Source organism: Dermabacter sp., from assembly GCF_032550575.1.
GTDB classification, from domain to species: domain Bacteria; phylum Actinomycetota; class Actinomycetes; order Actinomycetales; family Dermabacteraceae; genus Dermabacter; species Dermabacter hominis.
In genome coordinates this window covers 44,057-62,098 of the sequence record NZ_JAWFZC010000004.1, presented here as the reverse complement: position 1 = coordinate 62,098, position 18,042 = coordinate 44,057, and the positions used below count along the sequence as shown (strand labels likewise).

General features: G+C 64.5%; 17 protein-coding genes. 9 read left to right on the top strand and 8 right to left on the bottom strand.

Going from position 1 to position 18,042, the window contains the following annotated elements:
- Positions 1-17: 17 nt before the first annotated feature.
- Entirely contained in the window at positions 18-2,312 is a 2,295-nt protein-coding gene (gene purL, locus E6X30_RS05575) for a phosphoribosylformylglycinamidine synthase subunit PurL (RefSeq protein WP_316335860.1), read from the bottom strand.
- An 88-nt stretch (positions 2,313-2,400) separates the two neighbouring features.
- On the opposite strand from purL, the gene E6X30_RS05570 reads away from it, so the two are divergent.
- The 4 genes from E6X30_RS05570 to E6X30_RS05555 all read left to right on the top strand — a co-directional run bounded on the left by E6X30_RS05570 (position 2,401) and on the right by E6X30_RS05555 (position 6,328).
- Positions 2,401-3,336 (top strand): MaoC/PaaZ C-terminal domain-containing protein, encoded by a 936-nt coding sequence (locus E6X30_RS05570; protein WP_316335859.1) that lies wholly within the window; start codon positions 2,401-2,403, stop codon positions 3,334-3,336.
- Positions 3,337-3,466: 130 nt separating this feature from the next.
- Positions 3,467-3,754 carry an FmdB family zinc ribbon protein gene (locus E6X30_RS05565; RefSeq protein WP_016664059.1) on the top strand — a complete coding sequence of 96 codons (288 nt, stop codon included), beginning with the start codon at positions 3,467-3,469 and terminating at the stop codon, positions 3,752-3,754.
- 36 nt (positions 3,755-3,790) lie between these two features.
- A complete protein-coding gene (gene fmdA, locus E6X30_RS05560) occupies positions 3,791-5,047 on the top strand; it encodes a formamidase (protein WP_034372321.1) in 1,257 nt (418 codons plus the stop codon).
- A 105-nt stretch (positions 5,048-5,152) separates the two neighbouring features.
- Positions 5,153-6,328 (top strand): methyltransferase, encoded by a 1,176-nt coding sequence (locus E6X30_RS05555; protein WP_316335858.1) that lies wholly within the window; start codon positions 5,153-5,155, stop codon positions 6,326-6,328.
- Positions 6,329-6,345: 17 nt separating this feature from the next.
- On the opposite strand, the gene purQ is transcribed toward E6X30_RS05555, so the two are convergent.
- Positions 6,346-7,074, bottom strand: coding sequence for a phosphoribosylformylglycinamidine synthase subunit PurQ (gene purQ / locus E6X30_RS05550; protein WP_016664062.1), 729 nt, complete (start codon positions 7,072-7,074; stop codon positions 6,346-6,348).
- Positions 7,074-7,331 (bottom strand): phosphoribosylformylglycinamidine synthase subunit PurS, encoded by a 258-nt coding sequence (gene purS / locus E6X30_RS05545; protein ID WP_016664063.1) that lies wholly within the window; start codon positions 7,329-7,331, stop codon positions 7,074-7,076. Before purS ends, purQ begins: the two co-directional genes overlap by 1 nt.
- A gap of 117 nt (positions 7,332-7,448) precedes the next feature.
- Here purS and E6X30_RS05540 point away from each other — a divergent pair, with 117 nt between their 5' ends.
- Positions 7,449-8,198, top strand: coding sequence for an MBL fold metallo-hydrolase (locus tag E6X30_RS05540; RefSeq protein ID WP_316335857.1), 750 nt, complete (start codon positions 7,449-7,451; stop codon positions 8,196-8,198).
- Between the two features lie 21 nt (positions 8,199-8,219).
- On the opposite strand, the gene pflA is transcribed toward E6X30_RS05540, so the two are convergent.
- The 5 genes from pflA to purD form a co-directional block, all read right to left on the bottom strand.
- Complete coding sequence (gene pflA, locus E6X30_RS05535; protein ID WP_016664065.1) at positions 8,220-9,086, bottom strand: pyruvate formate-lyase-activating protein; 867 nt, start codon at positions 9,084-9,086, stop codon at positions 8,220-8,222.
- A gap of 155 nt (positions 9,087-9,241) precedes the next feature.
- Positions 9,242-9,493 (bottom strand): autonomous glycyl radical cofactor GrcA2, encoded by a 252-nt coding sequence (grcA2, locus tag E6X30_RS05530; RefSeq protein ID WP_016664066.1) that lies wholly within the window; start codon positions 9,491-9,493, stop codon positions 9,242-9,244.
- Positions 9,494-9,592: 99 nt separating this feature from the next.
- A complete protein-coding gene (locus tag E6X30_RS05525) occupies positions 9,593-11,710 on the bottom strand; it encodes a pyruvate formate lyase family protein (protein WP_016664067.1) in 2,118 nt (705 codons plus the stop codon).
- Positions 11,711-11,869: 159 nt separating this feature from the next.
- Positions 11,870-12,784: a phosphoribosylaminoimidazolesuccinocarboxamide synthase gene (locus tag E6X30_RS05520; RefSeq protein WP_016664068.1), complete on the bottom strand. Its 915-nt coding sequence runs from the start codon at positions 12,782-12,784 to the stop codon at positions 11,870-11,872.
- On the bottom strand, positions 12,781-14,085 hold the full coding sequence (gene purD / locus E6X30_RS05515; protein ID WP_016664069.1) for a phosphoribosylamine--glycine ligase: 1,305 nt from the start codon (positions 14,083-14,085) through the stop codon (positions 12,781-12,783). The genes E6X30_RS05520 and purD overlap by 4 nt, the downstream gene beginning before the upstream one ends.
- A gap of 35 nt (positions 14,086-14,120) precedes the next feature.
- Here purD and truA point away from each other — a divergent pair, with 35 nt between their 5' ends.
- From truA to E6X30_RS05495, 4 genes are all read left to right on the top strand, one after another.
- Positions 14,121-15,026, top strand: a complete 906-nt coding sequence (gene truA, locus E6X30_RS05510; protein ID WP_316335856.1) for a tRNA pseudouridine(38-40) synthase TruA — start codon at positions 14,121-14,123, stop codon at positions 15,024-15,026.
- Positions 15,027-15,377: 351 nt separating this feature from the next.
- Complete coding sequence (gene rplM, locus E6X30_RS05505; protein ID WP_016664071.1) at positions 15,378-15,821, top strand: 50S ribosomal protein L13; 444 nt, start codon at positions 15,378-15,380, stop codon at positions 15,819-15,821.
- A 44-nt stretch (positions 15,822-15,865) separates the two neighbouring features.
- Positions 15,866-16,357 carry a 30S ribosomal protein S9 gene (gene rpsI / locus E6X30_RS05500; protein ID WP_016664072.1) on the top strand — a complete coding sequence of 164 codons (492 nt, stop codon included), beginning with the start codon at positions 15,866-15,868 and terminating at the stop codon, positions 16,355-16,357.
- Positions 16,358-16,444: 87 nt separating this feature from the next.
- Positions 16,445-18,037: an aspartate:alanine exchanger family transporter gene (locus E6X30_RS05495; RefSeq protein ID WP_016664073.1), complete on the top strand. Its 1,593-nt coding sequence runs from the start codon at positions 16,445-16,447 to the stop codon at positions 18,035-18,037.
- Positions 18,038-18,042 lie beyond the last annotated feature (5 nt).

Sequence of the window (18,042 nt, the reverse complement as noted above, 5' to 3'; positions counted from 1 at the left end):
TGCGTCATCTGACCGGGTTAAGCGAGATGCTCGGGGAGCGTTTGGGCGCGGCGCTCGCGAAGCTCCGCGAGGGGGAACGTTCCGACGCCAGCCAGCTCCAGGCCGTCGCCACCACTTGTGCCGATGCGAGCCGCGGGGACCGACGCACTGCGTGCGAGTTCCTCGAGGGCGGGGGCATCGTCAGGGCGCACCGCGACGATAGCCCGCGCGTGCGACTCGGAGACGAGGGCTGTGAACGCATCGATGCCGTCACGGTCGATCACGGTCGTGAGGTCGATCGATGCGCCCGTGTCGAATCGAGTGGTGGATTCGACGAGTGACTGGAAGAGGCCGCCTTCGCTGAGGTCGTGGCTTGCGCGTGCGATTCCCTGGTCGGCGGCACCGATGAGTACGGTAGCGAGGGCTTTTTCGTGTGCGAGCGACACGTGCGGGGGTGTGCCGCCGAGGTGAGCGTGGGTGGCGTCGGCCCACGCGGAGCCCGAAAGCTCCTCGCGAGTTTCACCGAGAAGGTAGATGGCGAGCCCTTCTTCGTGCCATCCGGAGGGCACCCGCGTCGCGACGTTGTCAAACACGCCGAGGACGCCTACGACGGGGGTCGGGTGGATTGCCGAGTTGAGGCGGCCGGGCTCGCCCGTGGAGTTGTACAGGGAGACGTTGCCGCCGGTCACGGGAACTTCGAGCTCCTGGCAGGCGTCGGCGAGCCCCGTGATTGCTTCGACGAACTGCCACATGCGGTCGGGATCTTCGGGGGAGCCGAAGTTGAGGCAATCGGTCACGGCGAGAGGGCGTGCGCCTGTCGTGGCGACGTTGCGGTAGGCCTCCGCGAGCGCGGCGCGTGCGCCTTCTTTCGGATTGAGCATCGCGAAGCGACCGTTGCCGTCGGTGGCGATGGCGATGCCGCGGCCCGTTTCTTCGTCGATGCGGAGCACACCTGCGTCGTCGGGTATCGCGAGCGCGGTGTTGCCGCCGACGTAGCGGTCGTATTGGTCGGTGACCCACGCGGTGCTCGCGAGGTTCGGGGAGGTCGTAAGTGCCCACAGCTGCGCAACGAGTTCGTCGGTGCTTGCGGGGCGGGGGAGGTCTTCGGCGTGGTCGGCCTCGAGAGCATCCTGCCATGCTGGGCGCGCGTAGGGGCGGTCGTAGGTGGGGCCCTCGTGCGCGACGGTCGTGGGATCGACATCGACGATGCGCTTGCCGTAGTGGTCGATCGTGAGCCGGCCCTCGCCCGTGACTTCGCCGATGACGGCGGCTTCAACACCCCACTTGTCGGTGATCGCGAGGAATTCCTCGAGGTTGTCGGGGGTGACGACGGCCATCATGCGCTCTTGCGATTCGCTCATGAGGATCTCGCCCGCGGTGAGCGTCGGGTCGCGAAGGAGCACGTTTTCGAGGTCGATGTGCATGCCCGAGCCGCCGTTGGACGCGAGTTCGCTCGTTGCGCACGAGATGCCCGCGGCGCCGAGGTCCTGGATGCCTTCGACGGTGCCTTTCGCGAAGAGCTCAAGGCAGCACTCGATGAGCAGCTTCTCCATGAACGGGTCGCCGACCTGGACGCTCGGGCGTTTCGCCGGGCCCTCGTCCTCGAAGGTTTCGGAGGCGAGGATCGACGCGCCGCCGATTCCGTCGCCACCTGTGCGTGCACCGAACAGCACGACCTTGTTGCCGGCGCCTGTCGCGGAGGCCAGGTGGATGTCCTCGTGGCGAAGCACGCCCACGGCGAGGGCGTTGACGAGGGGATTGGTTTGGTAGGCGGGGTCGAACACGGTTTCACCACCGATGTTGGGCAAACCGAGGCAGTTGCCGTATCCGCCGATACCGGCGACGACGCCGGTGGCGACTCGTGCAGTATCCGGGTGGTCGATCGCGCCGAATCGGAGCTGATCCATGACGGCGACGGGGCGGGCCCCCATCGAGATGATGTCGCGGACGATGCCGCCAACGCCGGTCGCAGCCCCCTGGTAAGGCTCGACGTAGCTCGGGTGGTTGTGCGATTCGACCTTGAACGTCACGGCCCAGCCGTCGCCGATATCAACGACGCCAGCGTTCTCGCCGATACCCACGAGGAGGTTTTCCTTCATCGCGGGGGTCTGTTTCTGGCCGAACTGTTTGAGGTGGATCTTGGAGGACTTGTACGAGCAGTGCTCAGACCACATAACGGAGTACATGGCGAGCTCGGCGTTCGTGGGGCGGCGGCCGAGGAGCTCGCGGATCTTCGCGTACTCCTCTTCCTTGAGGCCCAGATCGGCCCACGGCTGCTGTTCGTTCGGGGTTTCACGCGCCCGCTCGATCGTGTCTGGCTCGTGCGTGTTCATGCTCGCGGCTGTCCTCCGTGTCGGTTGTTCTCAGCACCTCGTATTTTACGACGTCGCGCACGGTAACGCGGAATGACAGAGTAGAGACATGTCGCCTTCCACGAAGACTCTTGCGCGTGTGCCGAACGCTGCCGCCGCGTGGGCAGCGATTCTCACCCGCGCGCCCGTCGCGCGCGCCGAGGACGTTCCCGATCGCCGCTATAGCGTGCGCGGTGTTGCCATTGAAGAGCGGCGCGCCCTGCGCTATTCGCGCGTCGTTGCGCCTCATGGAAGGGACGCGTGGGCTGATGCGCATCTCGCCCATCCCGGTTTCTTGCATGCCCTCGCGCATCCGCTCGGGCTCGCGCTCATGGCGGCTCCGCGTTTTCCGCTTCCCGCGCTCGGGCTTGTGCACGTCAAGAATTCGCTCTTGTTGCACCGGCCAGTGTGCATAGGGGAGAGGATCGACATTGAGACACGTATTGGGGACCTCGCACGCTCTTCACGGGGGAGCGCGTGCGAAGTGGTCTCGGTGTTGTCGAGCGGGGGTGACATCGTCGCGACCGACGTCTCGACGTACCTGCTGCGTGGCTCCGGTAATTCTGCGACGCGTGCAAAGTCTCTCCAGACCGAGGCGGCTCCTTTCGCCTCGGCGGCGTCTCCGTCGCGATGGAAGCTCTCCGCGGGTGTGGGGCGCGAGTTCGCACGAGTGAGCGGCGATGTCCACCCGATTCACGTGAGCGCACTGAGCGCACGTGCGCTTGGTGCCCCTTCGCCGCTCGCCCACGGCATGTTCCTGGGATCGCGTGCGCTCAGCGAAGCCGGAGTAGGGGCGCACTCTCCGCTTTTGTGGGAACTCGAGTTCCCGTCGCTTCCGCCTTTGCCCGCAACGGTGTGGGTGCGGTACGGGCGAGAGGAGCCGAAGGAAGGAACGAAGGGCAGTTCGGTCGCGTTCTCAGGGTTCAGCCTGCGGGGTCCGACGCCTGCCGATCGCACGGCGCACCGTGCCTTTTCTGGCCGCGTAACGGTCCTTGGAGGCGCATGAGAGCCCCGCGTGGCCTCAGTAAACTCAAGAAGATTTCAGGAACCTCGATGCGGTGGGCGTTAGCGTGATTTAAGCAAAGACGAAGGTGGCGCGGGAATTGCGTCGCCGAAGGTGCGGACGAAGGAGTGCCATGCCCCTGTACGAGTTTCGGTGCGGTGAAGGTCACCTCAGCGAAGCACTGCTGCCGATGAGCAGCACGACTCGAGAACGCCAGTGCCCCGAGTGCGACACCACCGCGAGGCGCCTCGTGAGCGCACCTGCTGTGCGGTCGCTCGATCCAGCACTGACAAACGCGATTGATTCAGCGAAGCGCAGCGCCTATGAGCCTCAGGTTCATTCGTCGCTTCCCTCTTCGCGAGGCGCCAAGCCAACCCCTGTATCGCACGATCCGCGCCATCGTGCACTTCCGCGTCCCTGACGCCCCGAGTAGGCAAGCAAAGGAGCACACAGAGCCATGCCTAAGAATCTTTTCCCGCTTGATTCCACGAAGTCGTTCAAAGATCAGGACATCGTTGGCCACAACCGTTGGCACCCGGACATTCCGGCGGCTGTCACGGTAAACCCCGGCGACACGTTCCGCATCGACTGCCGCGAGTGGTTCGACGGCGACATCAAGAACGATGACAGCGCCCAGGACATCCTCGAAGCTCCCGTGAGCAAGGTCCACGCACTTTCGGGCCCGTTCCACATTAAGGGTGCGAAGCCGGGCGACCTGTTGATCGTGGACATCCTCGACGTTGGCCCGATTCCGCAGGAAGATGAGGGCCCCCTCGCGGGTCAGGGCTGGGGCTACACCGGCATCTTCGCGAAGAACAATGGCGGCAGCTTCCTCGTGGATCAGTTCCCGGATGCCTACAAGGCTGTGTGGGACTTCAACGGCCAGACCGCGACCTCGCGCCACGTGCCTGGCGTGTCGTTTACGGGTCTCATCCATCCGGGCCTCATGGGCACGGCGCCCTCGCACGAGCTTCTTAAGAAGTGGAACGACCGCGAGGCCGCGCTGATCGCCACGGACCCGAACCGCCTGCCTCCGCTCGCGCTCCCGCCCGAACCGAAGGATGCAGTTCTTGGCACGCTCACCGGCGACGATTTCGATCGCGTCGCAGCCGAGGGTGCACGCACCGCTCCGCCGCGCGAAAACGGCGGTAACCAGGACATCAAGAACCTCTCGAAGGGCACGCGCGTGTTCTACCCCGTCTACGTGGATGGCGCGCACTTCTCGGTAGGCGACCTGCACTTCTCGCAGGGCGATGGCGAGATCACCTTCTGTGGCGGCATCGAGATGTCGGGCTTCATCGACGTGCACGTGGATGTCATCCCTGGCGGCATGGACAAGTACAACGTCAAGGAAAACGCGATCTTCATGCCCGGCAATGTCGAGCCGCGCTACAGCGAGTGGATTTCCTTCTCGGGTACGTCCGTGACGCTCGACGGCGAGCAGCGCTACCTCGATTCGCAGCTTGCCTACCAGCGCGCCTGCCTCCACGCGATCGACTACCTCACGACCTTCGGCTGGACGCCGGAGCAGGTCTTCCTCCTGCTCGGTGCCGCGCCGATCGAGGGCCGCTTCTCGGGCGTCGTTGACATCCCGAACTCGTGCGCGACCGTGTACATCCCGACCGCCATCTTCGACATCGACGTGCGCCCCGGCGCAGGCGACGTGCCGAAGATCGATCCGGGCATCGGGGCGCCGCGCGCCGCGAACGCGTAAGGCAAAGAAGCGTTCATACCCGCGAACGCTCCTTGCACCTGAGGGGGCGCGCCAACCCAGTGGAGGTTGGCGCGCCCCCTCGTCACGTGCCGTAGGCTCGTGAGCATGACATTTCCCGACGCACGTGCCGACGCCCTCGACCGCCTCATCATGCACGATGCGAGCGCGCACGTCGCACAGCCCGGTAGCGGCGATGGAGACATCCTCGTTCTCGATGACCGCTCCGGCGCACTGACTCAATGGGCACTCGCGCACGTGGGGCCGCATTCGCGGGTGTTCGTGCGCACGGTGTCGCGCGCTCATGCATCGACCGTGCAAGCGGCGGCGCACGAGGCCGCCGCGACGTCGGGTCGGGCGGATCGAAATCGAGTGCTCATCGCGGGTCTCGACGGAAGCGAGCTCGATCTCGAATCCTTCCTTGCCGCCCACGGATTCTCGGGGAGGCTCACGCTCGGGCGCCTGCCAAAATCACTCGCCGCGCTAGAAGAGAACGCGCGGATGCTCGCGAGGCACGCGCGTCGAAGCGGCACGGACATGATCGTGGTGCTCGGTGGCGCCACGAAGCACATGACGCGCTCGATGAACGATGCGCTCGCGGCCGGCTTCACCGAAGTCCGGGGTCTACTGGGCAAGGGGAAATTTAGGTGCCTCGAGGCGTCCACGCCGCGCGAATCCGTGACGGTGATGCCCCCGCGCACGACGCGGTGGGGCGGCGGGACGCTTACCGCCTTCGGCGGCGTGTTCTCGGGCGCTAAGCCTGACCGCGGGGGAGAGGCGCTCGCGAATGCAGCGGCCTCATGGCTCGCGGCCCGCCCACAGCATGCGGCGCCCGCCACGCGCGTCCTCGACCTTGGCTGCGGCAACGGCATGCTCTCGCTCGCGGTATGCGAGGCGGCTGCGCGAACGGCCTGTGCCCTCACGCTCGCCGCGACGGATATTGACCTCGATGCGGTTCGCTCGACGCGCGCCACGCTAGAGCCCTACCGGGCACAACCCGGCGCCACTCTCACTCTCACGTGGGACTCTGCCGCTGCCCAGCACCCCGAATCCTCGACCGACCTCGTGCTCCTCAACCCGCCGTTCCACGACGGCACGCGTATCGATGCGACGCTCGTCGAGCCGCTCATCGAGGCGGCGTACCGCATTCTCGAGCCGGGCGGAGAACTGCTCCTCGTGCATAACTCGCACCTGCGCTACCGGCCCCTCCTTAAGCGGCGATTTGCCGCCACCCGAGAGGTGAGCCGGGACCGCACGTTCACCGTGCTCAGCGCGAAAAAGTAAGGACGCTGGGGAGCTCCTTAGGCGAGGATCGACTTCATGACCGAGGTGAAAAAGCCGAGGCCATCCACGCCCGTGCGGGTACCTTCTCCCGGCATGTCCGGGCCGAAGCCTGCCTCGACAGCGTGCTCGGGGTGCGGCATAAGCCCCACGACGTTGCCGTACTTGTTCGTGATTCCGGCAATCCCGCGATAGGAGCCGTTCGGGTTGTCCTCGAAGCCAGCGGGGCCGCCCACGGCGCCCTCGGCGTAGCGGAACACCACGCGATTATCGGCCTCGAGCTCGTCGAGAGTCTTCTCATCAGCGACGTAGAGGCCGTCCTGATTCTTCAGAGGGATCCGGATGATCTGGCCTTCGGCGTAAGCGGTTGTCCACGCCGTTCGCGTGTTCTCAACGCGAAGCGGCTGATCGCGGCACACGAAGGTCCGGTGCGCATTCTTGATCATCGAACCGGGAAGCAGGTGCGTCTCGGTGAGGATCTGGAAGCCGTTGCAGATCCCGAGCACGGGCATGCCGCCCTTGGCCGCATCGACCACGCGTTCCATGATCGGCGCGAAACGGGAAATAGCGCCCGCCCGCAAATAATCCCCGTAGCTGAAGCCGCCCGGAAGAATCACCGCATCGACGTCACGCAGATCGTCGTCCGCGTGCCACAGCGCAACCGGCTCGCCGCCGGCGATCGTGACGGCGCGAAGTGCGTCGCGATCGTCGAGGGTACCGGGAAAGGTCACCACACCGATTGCGGGCATCAGGCCTGCTCCTCCTCGACGCGCACCGACACGACGTCTTCGATAACGGGGTTCGAGAGCAGCTCGGTTGCCGCCTCGCGCACGCGCTCGAGCACGTCGTCGGTCACGTCGCCCTCAACTTCGAGCTCAAAACGTTTGCCTTGACGGACCGAGGTGATGTTCTCGAAATCGAGTCGTCCAAGAGCGCCGAGAACGGCCTTTCCCTGTGGGTCAAGAATCTCGGGTTTCGGCATTACGTCGACGATGAGGCGGGGCATGTCATCTCCAGAAAACAGTAGGCACGAAAGTGTCGTCGAAAACTGCGCGCGTCGCGCACACGATGATTCTACCGGCCAGTGCGGCTTGTCCTCATCTTTTGCCCCTACTGTGGCGGCATGGACATTACACACTTTGGCCATTCCGCTCTGCTCGTTTCGTACCGCGGCGGCACCGGAGCGCGCGCAGGGGAGGGAGGGGCGGGAGAGTCCGACACCACCCGGCTCCTCATCGACCCCGGCAATTTGAGCGATCCTTCGCTCACGCACCTTACCGATCTTGACGCGATTGCGATCAGCCACCAGCACCCCGATCACGCGCACCCGCCATACCTTGCGGAGCTTTTCGCGCACAATCCCGAGGCAGCAATCCTTCTCGAGCCTCAAACCGCGCAGGCTCTAAGCGACAACCCCGAGACCTCACGCTTTCGGGAGCGCTTCACGCCTCTCGCGCCAGGTCAGCGAGCGAGCGTCGGGCCCTTCCCCGTCACCGTCACCGCAGCCGGGGGAGCCCACGCGACCATCCACCCGTCTATCCCGCCCGTGGGAAACGTGGCGCTTATCGTCGAAGCGGCCGGCGAGAAAACACTTGTGCACACCGGTGACTCGCTCGCCCCGCACCCCGAAATCGTCGGGGCTGACGTTCTGTCGTTTCCCCTCGTCGCGCCGTGGTCGAAAATGCACGAAACGATCGATTTCCTCAGAATTGTGAAACCTGCCGTGGCGATCCCCGTGCACGATCGCGTGGCCTCTGCCGAGGGGCGAGCGATCTATCTGAAACAGTCGCGCGCCTTCGCTCCCAAGGAATGCGAAGTGCGAGATTGGCCCGTGGGTACCGAACCCGGGCAGGGTCGTACCCTCAGTTTTTAGCGGCGCAGCGGCGCGGCGGAATTAATGAACCTCGAAGCCTCCGCGCGCGCGGAACTGCTCACGCACGCGCTCGACGAGTTCCTTCTCCGGCGGCCGGGTATCGCGCAGCTTGTAGTCGAGGCCGAGTGAATCCCATTTGTCGGTGCCCATCTGGTGGAAGGGCAGCACCTCGATACGACTCACGTTCGAGCGCCACCGCTCAACGATGTCGGCGACTTTCTCGACGTTGTCATAGTCGTCGGTGAGTCCAGGAACGAGCACGAAACGCGCCCACACCTCGATCCCCTTCGCGTTCAAGCGATCGCCAAAATCGATCGTCGGCTGCAGGTCGCGGCCAGTCGTGCGCTTATACACGTCGGGATCGCCGCTCTTAACGTCGAGAAGCACGAGATCGACCGACTCAAGCAGGTCGTCTGAGGCATTGCGGCCGAGAAAACCCGACGTATCGATCGCGGTGTGGACACCCATGTCCTTGGCAGCCTCGAGGATTCGCTTGGCAAAGGCGGGCTGCTGGAGAACCTCGCCGCCCGAGAGCGTAATGCCGCCGCCCGAGGCCTTGAAAATGCGGCGATAGCGGCGGATCTTCCCAATGATCTCGTCAGCGGTCACGTCCTGACCGTTCTTCGCCTCGAACGTGTCGGGGTTGTGGCAGTACAGGCAGCGAAGCGGGCAGCCACTGAAGAAGATCGTGAGGCGAGTGCCGGGGCCGTCGACTGCCGTCACAAGTTCCCACGAGTGAATCGAGGCGAGTTCGCCTTCGCGTACCGCCTGGAGTCGATCAGGGCGCTCCAGGTGCGTTTCCTCGAGCCCCTCAATGCCGGCGCCCTGGCGCCTCTTGTGAAGCGGAAGGTCAACCTGGCTGATGCTCTTGGCCTCGGACTCGGTCATGAAACGCCTCTCGTGAAAATCGTGGTGGGCACACGTGCCGCCGATCGGGGGCATGCGCCCTAAAGAGTTGGGCCCGGAAACCGGAGCTTCCAGGCCCAACAGGTGAACGCTTCGATGCGTCAATTATTGCGCATCATGCGTGTAAAGGGGATGTCTCAGGCGCCCTGGTGGAAGGTGCGGTTGAGAACGTCGAGCTGCTGCTCGCGCGTGAGCTTCACGAAGTTCACGGCGTAGCCCGACACGCGAACCGTGAGGTTCGGGTACTTCTCCGGGTTCTCCATCGCGTCGACAAGGGTCTCCTTGTTGAGCACGTTGATGTTCGCGTGGTAGAGGCCCGACTCCATGTTGTTTGCTGCGCGGTTGGTCTTCATGGACTCAAGGCGCTCGTCGAAAGTCTTGACTGCCATTATTCTCTCCTCAATCAGAGTGATGGAAATGTGGGGGTGAAAACCGGCCGAGCCCGAGGGGCTCGCGCCCGACCGATTCACATTTAGGGGTTCAGACGATCAGTCTTCGTCGTCCATGATGAAGCCGGAGTCGAGAATGCCGACCAGGTTCTTGACCTGCTCGTCCTTCGTGCGACCGAGGCCCTGCGGGGTGATCGTGTTGGTCAGCGAGATGCCGTCCAGCGCGTCGTTGTAGTCGAGCTTGCCAACGGAAAGCATCGAGGCCACCATGCCGTGGCTATCCATGCCGTTTTCCGGGTTAGCGCCCGGGGCGAAGGGCGTGCCCTTCTCGTGGCCCGAGGGGAACGAGCCGGTCGCCTTGCCGTACACGACGTTCGACGTAATCGTGAGCACCGACTGGGTCGGGATCGCGTCACGGTACATCGGGATTGCCTTGATCTTCGACATGATCGTGTGCACAACGGTCGCGGCGATGTCGTCGGCGCGATCGTCGTCGTTACCGTAGATCGGGAAGTCACCCTCGGTGCGGTAGTCGACAACGAGGCCGGACTCGTCGCGGATCGGGTACACCTTGGCGTACTTGATCGCGGAGAGCGAGTCCGCGACGATCGAGAGGCCAGCGATGCCGCAGCCCATCGTGCGCGTGATATCCGAATCGTGAAGCGCCATCTCGATCGCCTCGTAGGCGTACTTGTCGTGGCAGTAGTGAATGATGTTGAGCGCTTCAACGTAGGTGCCGATCACCCAGTCAAGCATCTCTTCGTACTTCTGCCAGACCTCGTCGAAGTCGAGCGGGCCCTCGCCCTCGATGGGGGCGAACAGACCTTCTTCGGTGACCTGCTTGCCGCTCATTTCGTCGCGGCCGCCGTTGATCGCGTAAAGCAGCGCCTTCGCGGAGTTCACGCGCGCACCGAAGAACTGCATCTGCTTGCCGACCTTCATCGGGGACACACAGCACGCAATTGCTGCGTCGTCGCCCCAGCGATTACGGATCTGCTCATCGGACTCGTACTGCACGGAGCTCGTCTCGATCGAGATGGCCGAGCAGAAGTCCTTGTAGCCCTGCGGGAGCTTCGGATCCCAGAAGATCGTAATGTTCGGCTCGGGCGCCGGACCGAGATTACGAAGGGTCTGGAGGAGGCGGAAGGAGGTCTTCGTGACGAGCGAACGGCCGTCCTCACCGAGGCCGGCATCCGACCAGGTGGCCCAGTACGGGTCGCCCGAGAAGATCTGGTCATAGTCGATCGTGCGGAGGAAGCGCACGATACGGAGCTTGATCACGAGGGCATCGATGATCTCCTGCGCGTCTGTCTCCGTGATGCGGCCCTCCTGCAGGTCGCGCTCGATGTACGCGTCGAGGAACGGCGAGAGACGGCCGATCGACATGGCGGCGCCGTCCTGGCTCTTGACCGAGGCGAGGTAGGCCATGTAGACCCACTGCACGGCTTCCTGAGCGGTAGCGGCGGGACGACGAAGGTCAAGGCCGTAGGAGTCGCCGAGGATGACGAGCTTGTTGAGAGCCTTGATCTGCTCGGCATGCTCTTCGCGGAAGCGTGCCCAGTGCTCGCTGAACGGCTGATCCGAAACCGCGTCTTTCGCGGCCTTCTTCTCGGCGATCAGGAAGTCCGCGCCGTAGAGCGCGAGGCGACGGTAGTCGCCAATAATGCGGCCGCGACCGTAGGCATCGGGAAGACCGGTGATGATGTGCGAGCTACGTGCTGCGCGGATGCGCGGGGTGTAGATGTCGAACACGCCATCGTTGTGGGTCTTGCGGTACCTGGTGAAGATCTTCTTGATCTCCGGATCCGGTTCCTTACCGGCTTCCTTGATCGCGGTCTCCACCATGCGCCAGCCACCGAAGGGCATCATCGCGCGCTTGAGGGGAACGTCGGTCTGAAGGCCGACGATGACGTCGTCATCTTCGCTGATGTAGCCAGCGGGGAAGGCGTCGATGTCGGCGGGGGTCTTCGTATCCACGTCGTAGACGCGGCGGCGGCGCTCCTCCGAGAGGTACTTCTTCTCGAGGGTGTCCCACACGCGAAGAGTCTTGTCGGTCGCACCCGCGAGGAACTCGGCATCGCCCTCGTACGGGGTGTAGTTGAGCTGGATGAACTCGCGAACGTTGATGTTCTCGTTCCAGTCGCCGGTCTTAAAACCGCGCCACGGGTCGAGCTGTTCGCCCTGGGCTCCGGCGTTCTTTTCTTCCACAGCAGTCATGTGAGCCTTCCTTCCATGGCGGGGGCTAAGCCGCATGCTCGTGAGGTGTGCTGGTAGTTCCACCGTAGGAGTGAGGCCTATATGTGTAGGGGACTTTGAGCCCGCTCCGTGGCGGCGGTCACATGGTATCGCCGAGGTCTGGAAGGCAGGTGGGGAGGGCTAGAATTTCTCGCCCGAAAGGCGCTCGTAGGCCTCGATATATTTCTCGCGAGTCGCCTCGACGATGCTTGCGGGGAGTACAGGCGGTGCGACCTGGGTGTTCTTGTTCCAGCCACTCTCGTTCGTGAGCCAATCGCGCACAAACTGCTTGTCGAAACTGGCCTGCGCGCGCCCGGGTTCGTACTGGTCAGCGGCCCAAAATCGCGAGGAATCCGGAGTGAGAACTTCGTCACCCAGCACGATGTTATCGGTGTGTCGCGAGTGGCCGAACTCGAGCTTTGTATCAGCAAGAATGATGCCCCGCTCTCGCGCAAAATGCTCCGCTGCTCGATAGACGGAGACAGTGCGCTCCTCGAGCTCGTCGACGAGGTCCTTCCCAAGCCTCGCGCGAGCCTCGTGAACGGTGATGTTCTCGTCATGCTCTCCCTGCTCGGCCTTCGTCGAGGGGGTAAAGAGCGGGGACGGGAGGCGGGAGCCGTCGACGAGGCCCTCGGGAAGGACGTGACCGCCCACCGCGCCGTCGCGCAGGTAGTCCGCGAGCCCCGAGCCGGTCAGGTAGCCGCGCACGACGCATTCGAGCGGGACCATGTCGAGAGCCTCGCAGTGCAGGGCGCGCCCCCGAACCGCATCGGGAACGTCGACGGCGCTCTTCACATGATTGTCCGTGACGCCCTTGAGATGGTCGAACCACAAAAGCGACATCGCCGTCAGAATTCGTCCTTTATCGGGGATTCCCGGGGTGAGCGAGTAATCGAATGCGCTGATTCGATCGGTCGCGACGACGAGCACCTCGTGCGCCTCGGCAAGCGTGCTCCCGTGGGGAACGTACAGCTCGCGCACCTTTCCACTCAAGACGTGGTCCCAGCCCTCGAGAGCGGGGGCCTCGGTCAGCGCGCCATTCACATTCGTGTTCACAGCTGGGTCACCCTTTCGATAGCGCCGAGAGCTGCCCGCTCGGCGATGTCGGTTCGGTAGTGGGAGCCTTCGAGCAAGACCCGTGCGATGGCCGACTGTGCGCGAACGCGTGCACCCTCGAGCGTGTTCTCGCGCGCCACGACGCTGAGAACACGGCCGCCACTCGAGCGCAAGGTGCCGTCGGAATCTCGCTCGGTGCCAGCGTGGATCACCGTGCAGCCTTCCTCTCCTACCTCGTCAAGACCCGTGATCTCTCGCCCGGTCTGGGCGGCGAGTGGATAACCCTCGCTCGCGAGCACGACGGCGACCACGCTCTCGTCGCGCCACGCGAGGTCAGGTACGCTCGCGAGATCCCCGGTCGCGGCGGCCTGCAGGAGCTCACCGAGGTCGCTCCCGAGGCGCTCGAGGACCACGAGGGTCTCAGGGTCGCCGAAGCGAACGTTGAACTCGATGACCTTGAGTCCCTCGCTGGTGGCCGCGAGGCCGCAGAAAAGGAGACCTGTGAACGGAGTGCCGCGCTCACGCATGGCGCGTATGACGGGTTCGGCGATCGACTCGACGGTCGCGTTCATCGCGGCGTTTTCGTCGAGCCACGGCAGCGGTGAATAGGCACCCATGCCGCCCGTATTCGGGCCCTCATCTCCCTTAAACGCGCGCTTGAAGTCCTGGGCTGGAACGAGCGGAACGGCCCTCTCGCCGTCGCACACGCAGAACACCGAAAGCTCGGGCCCGTCGAGATACTCCTCGAGAACGACGCGCGAGCCGTGTGCTCCGCTTGCGAGGCAGTCGCGGGCGTGTGCTAGTGCCTCCTCGCGCGAGGACGTAACGACGACGCCCTTGCCGGCAGCGAGGCCGTCGGCCTTGACGACGTAGGGGGTGCTCCCTCCCGGGTTCATGTCGTCGAGTGCTGCTTCGAGCAACGCCGGATCCGCCACCGTCATCGAGCGTGCGGTCGCCACCCCCGCTTCGCTCATGATGCGCTTCGCGAAGTCCTTCGAGCCTTCGAGCTCCGCCGCAGCCTTCGAGGGGCCGAACACGGTGAGGCCAGCCTCGCGCATATCGTCGGCAAGACCCGCAACGAGCGGCGCCTCGGGGCCAATGACGACGAGTTCGATGCCGAGCTCGAGCGCAAGCGCGGTGAGGGCCGCGCTATCACCGAGAGAAACGTCGTGGATGGCCGCGTGGGCCTCCATGCCCGGGTTGCCGGGGGCGGCGTGGAGATCGTGAGGGATGGAATCTTGGCTGAGGCGTCGCACGAGGGCGTGCTCGCGCGCGCCGGTGCCCACTACGAGAATTTTCACGCCTTAACCCTAGCGGTTCGGGCTAGGCTTCTGGGGTGAACACCGAGCCCACAGCCCCCAAGTCCTCGCTCGAGCCAGTGCCGCGGCTGCGAGTGCGCCTCGACCTCGCATACGACGGTACCGACTTTAAGGGGTGGGGAATTCAGCCGACGCTACGCACTGTCCAGGGGGAACTCGAAGCGGGGCTCGCAAAAATCGTGCGTGAGGACATTCGAGTCACGGTCGCCGGTCGCACCGACGCTGGTGTCCACGCGAGCGGCCAGGTCGTGCACGTCGACATTCCATACGAGCGGTGGCAGCGAATGCCGGGCAGGAGTGACCGCTCGTGCGAGGACTCAATCGTTCAGCGCCTCGCCGCAGTTTTGCCCCGCGACATCGCCGTTCGGCGCGCGAGCGTCGTCAGTGAAGATTTTGATGCCCGCTTCAGCGCGCTTGCGCGCACCTACCGCTATCGCATTTGTGACAAGCATGCGCGGCGCGACCCCCTGCGCCGCGACGTCGCCTTCCACAAGCGCTCGCTCGACGCAGAGGCGATGAACACTGCCGCGCGCGCACTCGTCGGCGAACACGACTTCCTGTCCTTCTGCAAACCCCGTGAAGATGCGACGACAATCCGCACGCTCCACAAGATCACGTGGGAGCGCCCCGAAACAGGCAAAGACGAGGGGCTCGTTGTCGCCACCGTCACCGCCGACGCGTTCTGCCATCACATGGTCCGTTCGATCGTCGGCGCGAGCGTCGCGGTCGGCGAGCACCGCCTCGACGCCGAGTGGATGGCTGCGCTCATCACAATTCCCAGGCGCGACGAAGCCGGCAGCGCCCCCATGTTCGCCCCCTCCGGCCTTACGCTCGAGCGGATCGACTACCCGGAAGAAGCCGAATGGGCGGCACGGGCCCGGCAAACGCGCGGCAAGCGCGGTGCGCCGTTTGAACGCCGTTAAAGTCCGACGGTTGCCGAACACCGGCGAACCCTCGCCCTGCAAATGTGAGGGAAAACAAGAGGCGAGCAGCCGTCGGCCCGTTGCCCTCGCTGCGGATCCGCACTAGAGTAGAGGGCTGTTGTGCCATAGATGCGCGCTTTGCCGCTGCCGCTTTCTCACGCTCGGCGCGAAAGAGCTCCTCACACGCATCTGAGCCCCACGCCCGCCCCTAAACCCGGGCAGCCGGTTCAGCACGACATTTCTTGGTCATGCTTTAAACCAAAGGAAGCGTGTCCACGGTCCATTCGAACCGTGTTCTTGCGCGCCCACAAGGGGCGTCGCGAGGCACTTAAACGAGAGAAGAAGGCACGAGTGCGTACGTTCACCCCGAAGCACGACGACGTCGAGCGTTCCTGGTACGTCATTGACGCAACTGATGTCGTCCTCGGCCGGCTCGCTTCCCACGCCGCTCAGCTCCTGCGCGGCAAGCACAAGCCGGTCTTCGCACCCCACGTGGATGCGGGCGACTTCGTCATCATCATCAACGCTGAGAAGGTTGCCCTCACGGGCAAGAAGCTCGAGCAGAAGCTCGCATACCGCCACTCGGGTTACCCGGGCGGCCTGCGCGCGACTCGGTACGCCGAGCTGCTCGAGAAGAACCCCGAGCGCGCGATCGAGAAGGCTGTCAAGGGCATGCTCCCGAAGAACAAGCTTGCCACCCAGCAGCTCAAGAAGCTCAAGGTGTACGCGGGTCCCGAGCACCCGCACCAGGCTCAGAAGCCGGTCCCGTTCACCATCGACCAGGTGGCGCAGTAACGGGCCCCGCCCGGCTACGCCGATACGAGATCTGAGGAAATCAAGTGGCAGAAACCACCCCCGAAGTTGAGGAGTTCGAAGGCGACGCCTCGAACTACACCACCGAATCTACGAACGACGCGCCCGTCGGCAAGGGCTCGTCGATCTCCGCTCCCGGCTACGGCACCGGCCGCCGCAAGCAGGCTGTCGCCCGCGTGCGCCTCGTGCCCGGCACCGGCGAGTGGAAGGTCAATGGCCGCACCCTCGAGGAGTACTTCCCGAACAAGGTGCACCAGCAGGAAGTGAACGATCCGTTCAAGCTTCTTGACCTCCAGGGCCGCTTCGACGTGATCGCCCGCATCTCCGGCGGTGGCCCCTCGGGCCAGGCCGGTGCGCTGCGCCTCGGCGTGTCGCGTGCGCTCAACGAGATCGACACCGAAGCGAACCGCCCCGCGCTCAAGAAGGCGGGCTTCCTCACGCGCGATGCCCGCGTCATCGAGCGTAAGAAGGCCGGCCTCAAGAAGGCCCGTAAGGCTCCGCAGTTCTCGAAGCGCTGATCGCCAGCACTTTGCACTGCATCGAAGGCGTCACCTCACCGGTGGCGCCTTCGGTCGTTAACGGTGTGAAGGCCTAAGGTTGTAAACGTGGTCGTCCTCGAAATTCTCACCGAGCAGCCACTGCTAGCGCTGTTCCTCGTCATGGCGCTCGGCACGCTCCTCGGTCGCATGCGCTTTGGCCCCGTCCAGTTTGGTGCGGCGGGTGCCCTCTTCGTGGGCCTCATCGTCGGCGCGCTCGATCCGCGCCTCGGCGAAAGCTTTGGCGTGTATCAAACGTTCGGGCTTGCCCTCTTCGTTTACATGATCGGGCTCAGTGCCGGTAATGGTTTCTTCCGCGACATGCGAAAGCAATACCGGCTCATGCTAGCCGCCGTCGGACTCTTCGCCATCTATGCCGTGGGCGTCAGCATTCTCGGCTCCGCCGCTGGGCTCGGGAAAGAACTGACCGCGGGCACATTCACTGGCACGCTCACCTCGACTCCGGCCCTCGCAGCCGCGAGCAGGGCGACCGGCGGCTCGACGATCCCCGCCGTGGGTTACGCGATTGCATACCCGTTCGGCGTCATCATTCCCATGATTCTCGTGTCGATCATGATGTCGAGCACGTGGGTGCGCTCGAAGTTCGCGTCTCGAAGGGACCCCGGCCGCCCCCGCGGCTCCCAGATTCGAGACATGAGTGTGCGCGTGACCTCAACGATTGCCCTCATGGATGTGCCGGGTGTGCGCGAGGGGACGGTATCGGCGTCGTACCTGCTCAGGCGCGGCATGATGACGATCGTGCGGACCGACACCGTTTTGCACGAAGGCGATGAGGTTGTGCTTGTGGGCTTTCCAGAATCGCTCGATCAGGCACTCGAGACAATCGGCGAGCGCGCCGAACACCGGCTCCTCGATGACCGCAGCGCCGTGGACTACCGCCGCATCCTCGTCTCCAACCCAAGACTCGAAGGGCGACTCCTTCGCGAAACCCGGATCGCCTCGCGCTATGGCGCTATCGTGACCCGCCTGCGTCGTGGGGATGAAGACATGGTCGCGTCGCCGTGGACTCGCCTCGAACTCGGCGACCGTGTCCGCGTCGTTGCGCCACGCGAACAAATCGTTCGCATCACCGAATACCTTGGCGACAGCGAAAAGCGCATCAACAGCGTGGACTTTCTCGCGCTCGGCCTCGGGATTTCCTTCGGGCTGCTCCTGGGGCTCGTCAGCATCCCCATCGGCGGGGGCGCGTCGTTCGCGCTTGGCAGCGCCGCGGGACCGCTTGTCGTGGGCCTCATCCTCGGCCGGTGGGAGCACACGGGGCCCATCCTGTGGACTCTGCCAAGACCCGTGAATCTCACCATTCGCCAACTCGGTCTGTCGGTCTTTCTGGCGGCGGTAGGGGTGATCTCTGGGCCCTCGTTCGCGGAGAATGCCTTCACCCTCGACGGCCTCAAGGTTGCTCTTGTCGCGGCTGCCTCCCTCATGCTCATGCTTCCCCTCGTTCCCGTGGCGGGAGCGCTGCTCGGGGTGAGCCTCGAGCGCTCGGCGGGTGCCGTCGCGGCCTTCGTCGGTCAGTCGGTCGTTCTCGAGCACGCACTCAACCTCGGCCACGACGATGAACGCACCGCCTCCGGCTACGCCGCGGTCTACGCGCTCGGCATCGTGGTGCAGCTCCTACTCGTGCAATTCATGGTCACCTAAAGCGC

Excerpts from the sequence above, each read along its gene's own strand:
- pflA (WP_016664065.1), bottom strand. The coding sequence starts at position 9,086 with ATGACCGAGTCCGAGGCCAAGAGCATCAGCCAGGTTGACCTTCCGCTT.
- E6X30_RS05565 (WP_016664059.1), top strand. The coding sequence starts at position 3,467 with ATGCCCCTGTACGAGTTTCGGTGCGGTGAAGGTCACCTCAGCGAAGCA.
- E6X30_RS05525 (WP_016664067.1), bottom strand. The coding sequence starts at position 11,710 with ATGACTGCTGTGGAAGAAAAGAACGCCGGAGCCCAGGGCGAACAGCTC.
- fmdA (WP_034372321.1), top strand. The coding sequence starts at position 3,791 with ATGCCTAAGAATCTTTTCCCGCTTGATTCCACGAAGTCGTTCAAAGAT.
- E6X30_RS05555 (WP_316335858.1), top strand. The coding sequence starts at position 5,153 with ATGACATTTCCCGACGCACGTGCCGACGCCCTCGACCGCCTCATCATG.
- purQ (WP_016664062.1), bottom strand. The coding sequence starts at position 7,074 with ATGCCCGCAATCGGTGTGGTGACCTTTCCCGGTACCCTCGACGATCGC.
- E6X30_RS05540 (WP_316335857.1), top strand. The coding sequence starts at position 7,449 with ATGGACATTACACACTTTGGCCATTCCGCTCTGCTCGTTTCGTACCGC.
- purS (WP_016664063.1), bottom strand. The coding sequence starts at position 7,331 with ATGCCCCGCCTCATCGTCGACGTAATGCCGAAACCCGAGATTCTTGAC.
- purL (WP_316335860.1), bottom strand. The coding sequence starts at position 2,312 with ATGAACACGCACGAGCCAGACACGATCGAGCGGGCGCGTGAAACCCCG.
- E6X30_RS05570 (WP_316335859.1), top strand. The coding sequence starts at position 2,401 with ATGTCGCCTTCCACGAAGACTCTTGCGCGTGTGCCGAACGCTGCCGCC.
- grcA2 (WP_016664066.1), bottom strand. The coding sequence starts at position 9,493 with ATGGCAGTCAAGACTTTCGACGAGCGCCTTGAGTCCATGAAGACCAAC.